This is a genomic window from Cobetia sp. 5-25-4-2 (genome assembly GCF_013374075.1).
In the GTDB taxonomy this organism is placed as follows: Bacteria; Pseudomonadota; Gammaproteobacteria; order Pseudomonadales; family Halomonadaceae; genus Cobetia; species Cobetia marina.
This window is the reverse complement of the sequence record NZ_BLWK01000001.1, coordinates 934,920-947,375: the sequence shown is the minus strand read 5'-3', so window position 1 is coordinate 947,375 and position 12,456 is coordinate 934,920. Positions and strand designations below refer to the sequence as shown.

General features: G+C 62.9%; 13 protein-coding genes. 7 read left to right on the top strand and 6 right to left on the bottom strand.

Going from position 1 to position 12,456, the window contains the following annotated elements:
• The first annotated feature begins 59 nt into the window (after positions 1-59).
• From HXS65_RS04075 to HXS65_RS04045, 7 genes are all read left to right on the top strand, one after another.
• Complete coding sequence (locus tag HXS65_RS04075; protein ID WP_176493179.1) at positions 60-962, top strand: LysR family transcriptional regulator; 903 nt, start codon at positions 60-62, stop codon at positions 960-962.
• Positions 963-1,177: 215 nt separating this feature from the next.
• Positions 1,178-1,978, top strand: a complete 801-nt coding sequence (locus tag HXS65_RS04070) for a putative hydro-lyase (protein WP_176493178.1) — start codon at positions 1,178-1,180, stop codon at positions 1,976-1,978.
• 92 nt (positions 1,979-2,070) lie between these two features.
• Positions 2,071-3,117 (top strand): TRAP transporter substrate-binding protein, encoded by a 1,047-nt coding sequence (locus tag HXS65_RS04065; RefSeq protein WP_240704140.1) that lies wholly within the window; start codon positions 2,071-2,073, stop codon positions 3,115-3,117.
• A gap of 164 nt (positions 3,118-3,281) precedes the next feature.
• Positions 3,282-3,887, top strand: coding sequence for a TRAP transporter small permease subunit (locus HXS65_RS04060; RefSeq protein ID WP_054555982.1), 606 nt, complete (start codon positions 3,282-3,284; stop codon positions 3,885-3,887).
• Positions 3,887-5,167 carry a TRAP transporter large permease gene (locus HXS65_RS04055; RefSeq protein ID WP_077377031.1) on the top strand — a complete coding sequence of 427 codons (1,281 nt, stop codon included), beginning with the start codon at positions 3,887-3,889 and terminating at the stop codon, positions 5,165-5,167. The genes HXS65_RS04060 and HXS65_RS04055 overlap by 1 nt, the downstream gene beginning before the upstream one ends.
• Before the next feature lie 113 nt (positions 5,168-5,280).
• Positions 5,281-5,964, top strand: coding sequence for a DUF2848 domain-containing protein (locus HXS65_RS04050; protein ID WP_176493177.1), 684 nt, complete (start codon positions 5,281-5,283; stop codon positions 5,962-5,964).
• A complete protein-coding gene (locus tag HXS65_RS04045; protein WP_176493176.1) occupies positions 5,961-7,367 on the top strand; it encodes an amidase in 1,407 nt (468 codons plus the stop codon). The genes HXS65_RS04050 and HXS65_RS04045 overlap by 4 nt, the downstream gene beginning before the upstream one ends.
• A gap of 183 nt (positions 7,368-7,550) precedes the next feature.
• Here HXS65_RS04045 and HXS65_RS04040 read toward each other — a convergent pair whose 3' ends face one another.
• From HXS65_RS04040 to HXS65_RS04015, 6 genes are all read right to left on the bottom strand, one after another.
• On the bottom strand, positions 7,551-7,994 hold the full coding sequence (locus HXS65_RS04040; protein ID WP_176493175.1) for an RcnB family protein: 444 nt from the start codon (positions 7,992-7,994) through the stop codon (positions 7,551-7,553).
• Between the two features lie 231 nt (positions 7,995-8,225).
• Positions 8,226-8,774, bottom strand: coding sequence for an RcnB family protein (locus HXS65_RS04035; RefSeq protein WP_176493174.1), 549 nt, complete (start codon positions 8,772-8,774; stop codon positions 8,226-8,228).
• Positions 8,775-9,222: 448 nt separating this feature from the next.
• Positions 9,223-10,236: a zinc-binding alcohol dehydrogenase family protein gene (locus HXS65_RS04030; protein ID WP_176493173.1), complete on the bottom strand. Its 1,014-nt coding sequence runs from the start codon at positions 10,234-10,236 to the stop codon at positions 9,223-9,225.
• A 324-nt stretch (positions 10,237-10,560) separates the two neighbouring features.
• Entirely contained in the window at positions 10,561-11,751 is a 1,191-nt protein-coding gene (locus HXS65_RS04025) for an L-dopachrome tautomerase-related protein (RefSeq protein WP_176493172.1), read from the bottom strand.
• Positions 11,752-11,889: 138 nt separating this feature from the next.
• Positions 11,890-12,036: a hypothetical protein gene (locus HXS65_RS04020; protein WP_176493171.1), complete on the bottom strand. Its 147-nt coding sequence runs from the start codon at positions 12,034-12,036 to the stop codon at positions 11,890-11,892.
• A 14-nt stretch (positions 12,037-12,050) separates the two neighbouring features.
• A complete protein-coding gene (locus tag HXS65_RS04015) occupies positions 12,051-12,341 on the bottom strand; it encodes a putative quinol monooxygenase (RefSeq protein WP_176493170.1) in 291 nt (96 codons plus the stop codon).
• Between the last annotated feature and the right edge of the window lie 115 nt (positions 12,342-12,456).

The following is a 12,456-nucleotide window of genomic DNA, read 5'->3' as shown; positions in this document are numbered from 1 at the left end:
CTCAACGAGTGGTAATGTGAGCCCCAAGCTTGCGGCATCAATCACGACAGGATCTGGCCATGTTCGATTTCAAGGAAGTGGAAGCCTTCGTGTGGATCACCCGCCTGGGGTCGTTCCGACTGGCTGCCCAGCATCTGCATCTGACCCAGCCGTCGATTTCCGAACGTATCAACAAGCTGGAAACCACCCTGGAAACCCGCCTGCTGGAGCGCACTCGCCGACCGGTACAGCCCACTCTCAAGGGGCGCGAATTCTATCGCCACGCCGAGGCGCTGCTGGAAGCGCGCCAGAAAGCGCTGTCCATGATGGCGTTGAGCACGCCCTTCCAGGGCGTGTTGCGACTGGGCGTCGTGGAGACCGTGGCGCACAGCTGGCTGCCCGACTTTCTGGCCGAACTGGCGCGCCGCTACCCGGATCTCACCCTGGAACTGGAAGTCGACAGCTCCCCGGGGCTTGCCGCCATGCTCACCGCCGGCGATATCGATCTCGCCTTCCTGATGGGGCCGGTCACGGCGGAGAACGTGCTCAACCGCTTTCTGTGCAACTACACGATGGGCTTCGTGACCAGCCCGTCTCTTGGCTTCACCGAAGACAACTTCTCCTTGCGGCGCCTGAATGCTCTGCCGCTGATCTCGTTTGCCCGCAACAGCCGGCCGCACCATGAACTTGGCTCCATGCTGCATCAGATGGGACTCGATGACGTGAAGCTGCATTGCTCAAGCTCCTTGTGGACCATCGTGCGCATGACGCTGGATGGCCTGGGCGTCGGCGCCATCCCGCCGCGCATCGTCGCCGAGGAAATCCGCCAGGGCACCCTGCTCAGCCTGCCCTGCGACCTGCCCGAGCTGACCTTCACCGCCTCCTGGCCGACCCATATGGAAAGCGCCCTCGCCGAAGGGGTCTGCGAGCTTGCCATCGAGATCGCCCGCCAGGATCAGGAGGCGCATTCACGCCTGTCCTGAGCATCGCTGTCTGCCAACGACGCTCTCGCATTCCCCATGTTCCTGCTCCCACGTTTCCTGTCTCGCTCACGTCTCGCGGGCCTGCGACGGGCCATTTCATACACCACATGAAAGGAATTTCCGATGGCTTGACTCGATAAAAATCGATTGGATTTATCTGGGCGTGCTTCTTATGGTGAAGACAGACAACAACAACTTCACAAGAAGCCCCCACGATGCCCCAGACACTTCTCAGTGCCGCGTCGTCCCCCCGCGAGGCGCGCGAGCAGATCCGCAGCGGTCATTGGGCCAGCCACACCAGCGGTATCGCTGCAGGCTTTGCCCAGACCAACCTGATCATCCTGCCAGCCGAGGCTGCCGGCGAATTTCTGCAATTCTGCCAGGCCAATCCCAAGGCCTGCCCGTTGCTGGATGTCACGGCCGTCGGTTCTCCCGCCCCGACAGGGCTCGGTGAGCACATCGACCTGCGCCACGACCTGCCCGCCTATCACATCTACCGTCACGGCAAGCTTGAAGAAACGCGCACGGATATCGCCGCCCTGTGGCAGGACGATTTCGTGGCGTTTTCCATCGGCTGCTCGTTCTCGTTTGAAGAGGCGCTGCTCAACGAAGGCGTCGAGGTTCGCCATGCGCGCCTGAAGCGCAATGTGCCGATGTATCGCACCAATATCCCGCTGATCAGTGCCGGACGCTTCCACGGCAACCTGGTGGTGTCCCTGCGTCCGATGTCGGCGGCGCATGCCATTCGCGCGATCCAGATCACCACCGACATGCCCCGCGTCCACGGCGCGCCCGTCCATCTGGGTGACCCCGCCTTGATCGGCATTTCCGATATCAACACCCCTGATTTCGGCGATGCACCTACGCTTGAGACAGGCGACCTGCCGGTGTTCTGGGCCTGTGGCGTCACGCCGCAACTGGCGCTGGAGAATGCGCGCCTGCCGTTGGCCATCGCACACAGCCCGGGCCACATGCTGATCACCGATATCCCCAATCATCGTCTCAAATACGGATGACCGCTTGTGGGAGCCACGGACCTGCTCCGCAACAGACAAGACCGTCAGATTCTTTCGATAACACCAGATGCACAACAACAATGGTGACTCCCATGAAGACACGTTTTGCCCTCTCCGCCCTTGGTCTCGCGCTCGCCGCTGCCGGTAGCGCCAATGCTGCCGACACCCTCAACGTGGTAGGCAGCTGGAGCAGCCTTGAGCTCAACCGTCAGTTCGAGAAGCCCTTCTGGAGCGAGACGCTGCCAGCGGCCAGCAGCGGTGAACTCAGCACCCAGGTGACCACCTTCGACCAGATGGGCATCCCCGGCTCCGACGTCTATCGCTACCTGGGCGATGGCGTCTTCGATGTCGGCATGACCGTGGCTGATTACACCGTGTCGGACGCGCCGGAACTCGAAGGTCTGGATCTGCCGATGATGGCCCCGACGGCCGAGGAGGCCCAGAAGGTGGCCGAAGCCTTCCGCCCACTGGCCGAATCCGCCATGAACAAGCGCTTCAACAGCCATGTGCTGGCGATCGTGCCGTATCCGGCCCAGGTGCTGTTCTGCAATACCCCGATCGAAGGGCTCGATGGTCTGAAGGACAAGAAGGTACGTGCCAGCGGCCGCTCCACCGGTGAGTTCATCGAGGCGCTGGGCGCGCAGAGCCTCAACATCGCCTTCAACGAGGTGCCGGGCTCCCTGGAACGTGGCGTGATCGACTGCGCCGTCACCGGTTCGCTCTCCGGCTACAGCGCCGGCTGGCACGAAGTCTCCAGCCATCTTATGCCGCTGCCGCTGGGCGGCTGGGATTACGTGATCACCGCCATCAATCAGGACAAGTGGCAGAGCCTGAGCGCTGATAGCCAGACGCTGATCCAGCAACAGGTGGACAGCGAATTCACCGCGCCGGTGTGGGAAAACGCGCGTGGCGAGACCGCGCGTGGCGTGGCCTGTCTGACCGGCGAAGGCGATTGCCCGCTGGGCAAGAGCGCCGACATGACGCTGGTCGACTTCAGCGATGACGATGCCAAACGCGCACGTGCGGCGCTCGAGGACACCGTTCTGCCTGCCTGGGCGGCACGTGTCGATGCCGAGACGCGCACGGCCTGGAACGAGAGTGTCGGCAAGGTCGTCGGCCTGACCGCCACCGCGGAGTGATCCAACGGCCCCTGCTCGCGAAGGGCTGTTCGTGAGCAGGGGCCGATAGCCCCGCCCTGCCCGGATATGGCAGACATGCTCCCCAGAGACACGGCGCTGAACGCCCGCACCTCGCCTGATTGGCACGGATCAGCGTCGTTCACCGCCCCAGCAGGACCCGACTCATGAACTCCTTCCTTCACGCACTCGATGTCCTCGTGTCCCTGACACGCGCGATATCGCGCCACGCCGCACGCCTGATGGGCCTGCTGTTGCTGGCCGTCGTGGTCTTCATCGGCGCGGAAATCCTCATGCGCCAACTGTTCAATCATCCGCTGCCCGGCGTGCACGAATATGCCGGCTATGTGCTGGCGATGCTCTCGGCGTGGGGTCTGTCCCATACCCTGATGGAGCGTGCCCACATCCGTATCGATGTCGTGCATGGCAAGCTGCCGGCCTTCTCGCGCCACACCCTGGATATCCTCGCGATGCTGGCGCTGAACCTGGTGGCCTGGGTGATCCTGATCAATGCCTGGCCGGTGCTCGGCAAGTCGTTGAGCAACGGCTCCACCGCCAATACCCCGCTGGCGACGCCGCTGTGGATTCCGCAGCTGCTGTGGCTGTCCGGTTACGCCTGGTTCGCGATCACCACCAGCGTGCTGGGACTGCGCGTTCTCGTTGCCGCCTGTCTGCGTGATACCACCACGCTGGAGACACTGGCCGGCCCCGATCACGGAGAAAGCGAAGGGGCTCTGGCCCAGGCGGCCTCCACGACCAAGGAGACACGCTGATGTTGGGCTTTCTTTCGGTAGGTATCCTCACCCTGCTGCTGGCCGGCATTCCCGTTGCGGTCACCCTCTTCCTGCTCGCCTTCGGGATCGACCAGTTCTATTCCTTCTTCCCGCTGACCAAGGCGCTGGGCCAGAACCTGTGGTCTGCCGCGGACTCCTTCCTGCTGATCGCGATTCCGCTGTTCGTGCTGATGGGCGAGATCATCGTGCGCGCCGGCATCGCCGAGAAGGCCTACCGCGCCATGGACCACTGGCTGTCGTGGCTGCCGGGCGGTCTGCTGCACGCCAACATCACTACCTCGGCGCTGTTCTCGGCGACCTCCGGCTCCTCGGTAGCCACAGCGGCGACGGTCTCGACCGTGGCGCTCCCTCAGGGCAAGAAGCTCGGCTACGACCCCAAGCTGTTCTGCGGCAGCATCGCCGCGGGCGGCACCCTCGGCATCCTGATTCCGCCGTCGATCAACCTGATCGTCTATGGCTTCCTGACCGAGACCTCCATCCCGAAGCTGTTCATGGCCGGTCTGGTGCCGGGCCTCGGTCTGGCGGCGCTGTTCATGCTGGCTTCGCTGCTGCTGTGCGTCTGGAAGCCATCACTGGGCGGCCCGCGCAAGAGCGCGAGCTGGAGCACCCGCCTCAAGAGCCTGTCGTTCCTGCTGCCGCTGCTGGTGCTGTTCATCGTCATCGTCGGCTCCATCTATCTGGGCTGGGCGACGCCCACCGAAGCCGCCGCCATCGGCGTGCTGGCCTCACTGGGCCTCGCCGCCATCAACCGCTCGCTGAACCTGTCGATGATCAGCCGCGCGCTGGACGGCACCGTCAAGACCACCTCGATGATCCTGTTCATCATCATGGCGGCCTCCTTCCTCAACTTCGCGCTGGCCTCCTCCGGCATGGTCCAGCAGGTCACCGGCCTGCTCGAGGCCTATGACCTGGGCCCCTTCGCGCTGCTGATGGCGGTGATCGCGCTGTTCATCGTGCTCGGCTTCTTCATCGAGACCCTGTCGCTGATGGTCATCACCATTCCCATCGTCACCCCGCTGATCGTCGCGGCCGGTTACGACAAGGTGTGGTTCGGCATCGTGATGATCCTGTTCGTCGAGCTGGCGCTGATCACCCCGCCAGTCGGCTTGAATCTTTACATCGTGCAGGCCTCACGGCGTGGCGAAGCCTTCGCCGATGTCATCATCGGCACCCTGCCGTATCTGGGCGCGATGCTGGTGATGGCAGCGCTGCTGGTGGCCTTCCCGCAGATCGCGCTGTGGCTGCCTTCGGCGCTGTAAAGCCGCTTTTGTGTGGCACCTGCTGGCAAGCCGGCAGGTGCCATTGACGCCCCACCGTTCATTCAAGAATTTTTCAAAGAACAACGACAACCCCGATAACGGAGCGATAAACCATGCTGACCTTTACCCATGACAACGGCGAATTCACCCTTGATATCCAGCGCGTCGCGATTGCCGGCTGGGCCGGACGCGACCAGGCGGGCGTGCAGCACCATATCGACGAGCTCAAGCTGCTGGGTGTGGCACCGCCCTCCCAGACTCCGCTGTTCTACCGCGTGAGCCGCGAGACGCTGACCCAGGCCTCTCAGGTCGCGATGCTCGGCGGCGAAGGCTCCGGTGAGGTCGAGACCTGTCTGGTCAGCGATGCCGAGGGCACCCTGTGGGTGACGATTGCCTCGGATCACACCGACCGCAAGCTCGAGGCCGTCGGCGTCGCCGAATCCAAGCAGCTGTGCGCCAAGCCGATTGCCCGCCATGCCTGGAAGCTCAGTGAGGTCATCGACCACTGGGACAGCCTCGAGATCGAAAGCGAGATCGAGGACGCCGGCAAGACCGTGCGCTACCAGCAGGGCACCCTCGCCGAGCTGCTGCCGGTCGCCACCCTGATGATGCGCCTGCCCGCCGCCATCGCCAAGGATGGCAGCCTGGCCCCCAACAGCGTGCTGCTGTGCGGTACCGTGCCGGCGATCGGTGGCATCCGTCCCAGCCCGAGCTTTACCATGCGCCTGATCGACCCGCAGACGGGTCGTCGCATCGAGCACCGTTACGAGGTGGAAGAACTTGAGGTGGTGGCATGAGTGATGAAGGCATGAGCGCTGAGCGCGTGAAGATGGACAACGCCCGTGAATTCTGGGCGCGCTCGCCCCGCCAGCGTACGTTGACGCAGCTGCTGGCCGCCTATCAGGCAGGCAGTTTCGGTCCCGAGCAGACTGCCACGGTGCTTGCCGAGCGCCATCAGGCCCTGGGCGAGACCGCCTGCCACAGCATCATCAGCCGCGATGACGCGGTCATGAGCGCGCAGGCAGCGGCCCAGCAGCAACTGCAGGCGGCTGCGACGTCGTTGCCGCTGGGAGGGGTCCCTGTCTCGATCAAGGATCTCTTCGATGAGGCCGGCATGACGACTCTGGCAGGCTCTCGCGCACTGGCAGAGAGTCACCCGGCAAGCCAGGATGCCCCGGCGCTGGCCCGCCTGAAAGCCGCCGGCATTCTGCACGCCGGTCGCACCAGCATGAGCGAGTTCGCGTTTTCTGGCCTTGGCCTCAACCCGCACGTCGGCACGCCGCCCAATCCCTTCGATGGCGAGCGCATCACCGGCGGTTCGACCTCCGGCGGGGCGGCCTCCGTCGCCTTCGGGCTGGCCGCGGCGACCCTGGGCAGCGATACCGGCGGCTCGCTGCGGATTCCGGCGGCCTTCTGTGGGCTGACGGGCTTCAAGCCGTCACAGGCCAGCGTGCCGGGAGATGGCGCCTTTCCGCTGTCACCGAGCCTGGACTGTATCGGCCCCATCGCGCCCAGCGTCGCCTGCTGTCGCACGCTGTGGGAAGTCCTGAGCGGTGAGGTCGCTGACCCGACGCCGCTCACTCGCCCGCTGACGCTGCTGGTGCCGGAGAGCGAGCTGGTCAGTGAAGTGGACGCCGATGTAGCCGCCGACTTCGCCGCCCTGCTGGAACGGCTCGAGGGTCTGGGTGTTCGTCTCCAGCGCGCGCCGGTCGAAGCCATCGAGGCCGCTTACGCCATCAATCAGCGCGGCGGCCTGGTCATTCCGGAAGCGGCCGCCGTGCATCACGAACTGCTGGCTGCCCATGAAGATCAGTATGATCCGCTGATCGCCGAACGCCTGAATGGCGGGCGTGACATCACGGCCAGCGAGTATCTGGCACGCCTGTGGCCGCGCACCGCCATCCAGCAACGCTTCGCTCAGCAGGTGCAGGATGTCGATGCGGTGCTGATGCCGACCGTGGCCATGCTCGCCCCGCGTCGTGACCTGCTGGAGCAGGATGGCGCGCTGTTTGCCCAGCTCAACAAGCGTGCGCTGCGCAACACCAGCGTCTTCAACTATCTGGATGCCAGCTCGATCTCGATTCCCGCGCCGGCACCACAGAACGAGGAACCGCTGGGCCTGATGCTGTCACGCCCCCAGGGCCAGGATGTGGCGCTGCTGCGCGTCGCCCAGGCGCTGGAGACACTGCTGGCCCGATGATGCTGTCCCGGCTGACCGCAGCGACGGCTGACCGCAGCGACGGCTGACCGCAGCGACGGCTGACCGCAAGACGAAAAAAGGGGCCTCCATCGGGAGGCCCCTTTTTCATGACACGGTTCTGATGACACGGTTTTCATTGTGCGATGCCATGGCGTGGTCAATGGACTGTCAGTCCAGGCGGCATCACTGATTGAGAATGATCGCCGTGATCACACCGGTCGCGACGGCCGTCAGAACGTAGCGGCCATCCACATTCAACCAGCGATGCCCTTCCGGCGGCCGGGACAGGTGGTGTGCCTTCCAGTCACTTACCCAGTAACGCTTGTTGCCGTAATAATCGCGCGAGACGTGGTCGCCCCGCTTCCAGTGCTGGGGCCCAGCGGAATGATGCCCCGCACGGGCCTTGCCGTGTCCTTGCGCTGCATGTTGCTGCTTGGCCTGGTGCTTCTGACCTTGCTGATTGCCTTGATGGTTGCCTTGCTGATTGCCTTGAGAGTGCTTGCGTTGCTGTTGCTGCTGATGCTGGCCTTGCCCACGATCATCACGATCATCAGGAGCCGCCTGCGCGACGGAGGCGCTCATCAGGGCAATCACCATGCTGCAGACTGTCAGGGTGCGGTTGCGCATCTTCGATCTCCTCGTCATGCCCGGGCACGTTCAACACCGGGAATTAGAAAACACTGTTCCCTAATTCTGATGACTTACGCTGCACTCTGCAAGTCTGCGCAGGTTTCTTCACGTTTCCCGACAATGTGACCGAAGTTGTCGCCAAGATACCCAAGGATGTCGCGACTTACCGACAGCAATACCACGAAACACGACGAGATCCTGTCACGGGTGTCATGTCAGAAGTGCGGTTCACGGCCCAAGCAGTATCTCTTCAATGGTGCCGCTCTGAATATCCGTCAGGACGAATCCGCTGCGAAGCTGGAGCCAGCGCTGACCTGCGCCAGGTTCGGGTAGCTGATGTCGCTGCCAGTCCTCCACCCAGAGCGCCTTGTCAGACGCCAAGGCATCGGGCAACTGACCGCCACGTCTGAGCAGAGGCCCAGGTGACGCTGCCTTCGCATCGGACTTTCCTGCCGGAGGAGTCTCCGGGGCGGCCTTGTCCGCAATGGCCTTGGTCGGGACAGCCTTGTCCGCAACCGCCTTGGCCGGGGCACCCTTGTCCGCAACCGCCTTGTCCGCCTGCGCTTCTGCAGCCTGGCGTTGTTTCTGAATCTGCTTCAGCTCATGCATCTGCTCGGCCTGAACGCGTTCAGCCTTGGCCTGCCCTTCTAGCGCTTCGTGCTTCTTCTTGAGCTGCTCTTCATGACTCTTGCCGTCATCCGCGGCCTCGGCCTGCACCACCGAGGCACCCAACAACGCCAACGCCAGAGTCAGCCCCGTCAATGACCACCTGTTCATGTCTTGTCTCCTCGTCAGGCTGTATGCCTCTGGCGCCCTGAGCCCGGCTCAGACAACCATGAGTGGTCTCGGGAAGCGATGTCAGGCCCCCTGTTCTCCCCTCTCAGCATAACGCGTCAGCAGCGCAATGTGCGGTCGGATAACTCTCATCGGAACGATCTTTTATATGCCTGACAAGCACTTGACGCCAGATATCGCCCATCTGACCCAGATGAGAGGTGATCCCCGGGATCTCGGCAACGTACTGCCGCCACCGTCTCGACTCACCCCGTGAGGCGGTCAGGGAGCCAAGGGTTGCCGTGTACGATGGCCTGCGCGCCTTCATGCGCCAGCGATGCCCGGCGCTCGTCGCTGACCAGGATATTGGCAGCCCCTCTCCCGGACACAGGCGTGCGACCGGTTGCCCGGCCGCACGCCTTTCACGTCACCGCCTCAGCAGTGGGTTCGATCAGAAGCCTTCAAGCACGATCTTGCCCCTGGCCTTGCCGCTTTCCAGCAAGGCATGTGCGCGCTTGAGATTTTCGGCATTGATGGTGCCGAAGGTCTCCGTTGCCGTGGAGGTGATCTTGCCAGTGTCCAGCAGACCCGCCACCTTGGTGAGGATCTCGCCCTGACGCGCGATATCAGCGGTGGTGAACAGTGAGCGAGTGAACATCAGCTCCCAGTGGATGGACACGGCCTTGCCCTTGAACGGCACCACATCGAGGGTCTGCGGATCATCGATCATGCCGAAACGCCCCTGCGGCGCGATCAACTCAGCCACTTGCGGTGCGTAGTGCTCGGAGAAATTGGTCGAGAACACGAAGGCCGGTGCACCGATGCCCAATGCCTCGATCTGCGCCGGCAACGGCTGGCTGTGGTCGATGACGTGATGCGCGCCCAGCGACATGACCCACGCTTGGGTTTCTGGACGTGACGCGGTGGCAATGATGGTCAGATCCGTCAGTGCGCGCAGCAGCTGGATGGTGATGGAGCCCACGCCACCGGCCCCGCCGATGATCAGGATGGCACGTGCAGCGCCGGGTACCGGCTCGGTGACACGCAGGCGATCGAAGAGCATCTCGAAGCCGGTCAGCGTAGTCAGCGGCAGCGCAGCCGCCTCATGGACCTCAACGGACCTGGGGGCATGACCGACGATGCACTCATCCACCAGATGGAATTCGCTGTTGGTACCGGCGCGGGTGATATCGCCGGCATACCAGACCTTGTCACCTGCGGCGAAGGAAGTGACCTTGTCACCGATGGCGACGACTTCCCCTACGGCGTCCCACCCGATGACGGCAGGTTCGCCTTCGGCCGGCTCGCGGCTCTCGCGGATCTTGTAGTCCACCGGGTTGACCGAGACAGCGGCAACCTTGACCAGCAGGTCGTGACCGGTCGCGACCGGTGTCTCGAGTTCGATATCGACCAGGGCATCATCACGATCGATGGAACCGGCAGCGTAGTAACCAATGGCTTTCATCAGAGTCTCTCCTGAGATCATGTCAGTCACGGCAGCGCTGAATGGCTTTGCCGTGAAGCGATGACACCATGCTAACTCCATGGGCTGAGCGTAAAAACGACCCATATCCGCAAAGTTAATCCGGATAAAGCGGATAATGAGCAGCGAGTTTGCGGGTTGCCTCCAGGGAGACACCAGCGGGTCGTCGGCTACAGAGGCGAGGGACAAGAGACGACAACGCAGGACGGTCATCAGACACGTCCTGCGTTGGGGAAATACGCTGACAGGCAAGACAGGGCGAAGGACTGGCCAGACAAGCCCTTCGCCTGCCGCAAGCAGAGCCTGTCAGTTGGCGGGTGTCAGCTTGAGCAGGTAGTAATGCTTGTCGCTGCCATCGACACGCTGATTGAGCGCCGGGTGAGCATTCAGCTGATTGGTGGTGAGGTAGAGGCTGCCATCGGGCGCGAAGGCGAAGCCATCCGGCCAGCGCAGACGCCCATCATCCTGGGCAATGACCGACATGCCTTCGGGAGAGGAGAAGGTCAGCGCATTGTGCTCTGCGTCACCGGAGATGATGCCGCCGCGACTGGCGTCGAAGATGAAGCCATCATTGGGACGCTTAGCGGCGTAATGGGTGATGGCGCGCGACAGCTCCGCCTGCGTGGCAGTGTCATCGGCCAGCTCAGCCGCCGGCAGACGATAGATATCACTGCCGTTCACGCCACCGAAATAGACGACGTCATCTTCCGGATCGAAGGCGATGGCGTTCAAGCCCAGGTACCAGGGCTTCGGCCCGCCACTCTGCTCTCCCTCGCCATCACCATCGCCCTTGGCCGCCATCAGACGCCCATTGATGACCATGTCATGCGCCACCGGCATCAGCCTTTCATCGCTCTGCAGCACACGGCGCGTCTTGCCACTGGCGATATCCACCACCACGAAGGCCGGTTTCATGTGGGAGGCGGGGGCAGTGAAGGTCATGTCCGCGATATAGATCTTGCCGCGCCTTTCATCGATGACGAAATCCTGCAGGAAGGAGATCGGCAGCACGCTGTCTCCCCCAAGCGGGATCACCTTCTTGAGCGAATCACTGCGGGTATCCCAACCCACCAGCTTGGGCGCACTGTCCTGACTGCCCATGTCGAGCATCCACACCACGCCCTGACGGTCGGAATGTACGCCGATGATTGACGCGATGCCGACCTCGCCTTCTGCCGGGCCATCGGCCCAATCCAGGGTCGGGAATGGCACACGCTTGCCGTCCTGAGTGATCTCGACCACGCGCAGCGCCGGAGCATCGAGTGGCTGCTGGGACATGATCAAGCGGCCTTCCGGCGTGAAGGTGATGTTGCCGGGGCGGGTGTCCGAATACTCGGCAAAGGTACTGAGGGTCGCGTGGCTCCAGGCACTGGCTGCGGCGCTCTGGTGGTTGTCGGCGGAGGCTTCAGCCGTTGTGGCATCAGCCTGCACGGCAGAGGCAGCGCTGACGCCCAGCGAGGCGATGAAGATGGCAGTCTTGAGGCGAGAAAACGGCATGGGGGCTCCTTGCCCGCCGGTTGGCGCTGTGCGCCGGGCCGGCAGGGTCGATGAAGATGAGATAGAGAGACTGGACGATGACGTGGTCATCGCCCGGGGGTTGTAGAGATTCAGGTGCGACGAATCAGGCGCAAAGAATCAGGCGCGACGGCGCAGTTCATCTTCCAGTTCACTGAGACGCGGATTGCCGATGTAGTGCTGGGAGAGATCCTTGAGCGCCGCGGCGCCGATGAGCTGGCGAGCAAGCCTGTATTGCCTGCGTGGAATATCAGGACCAACTATCACCCGGAGGCCACACCTCAGGCGAAAGCCGTCATCTCTTGCAAGGTGAACTCAGTGACCGCGCCTTCTGTCGCTGCCACGTACTCTTCCAGATGCGGTGCCTGCATGTGCTGCTGCCACAGCTCACGCGAGACCCAGTTCTCGTGAAAGGTGAAATGTGCCGGATTCTCGTTGTTCTGATGCAGGGTGTAAGTGAGACAGCCTTCTTCAGCGCGGGTGATCGGCACCAGCTTGATAAGCGCCGCCTTGACCTTCTCGATCTGGTCCGGCTTGGCGTGGATATTGGCGATGATGGTCAACTGGGACATGGAAGGAACTCCGTGATGTGTCAGGAAGGCTTGAGTTGCTCAAGCGATGTGATCATCCTAGTCACAAGCCTTGTCCGTATAAACATCCCCTTTTCGCAAAGATAATTCGGAAAAA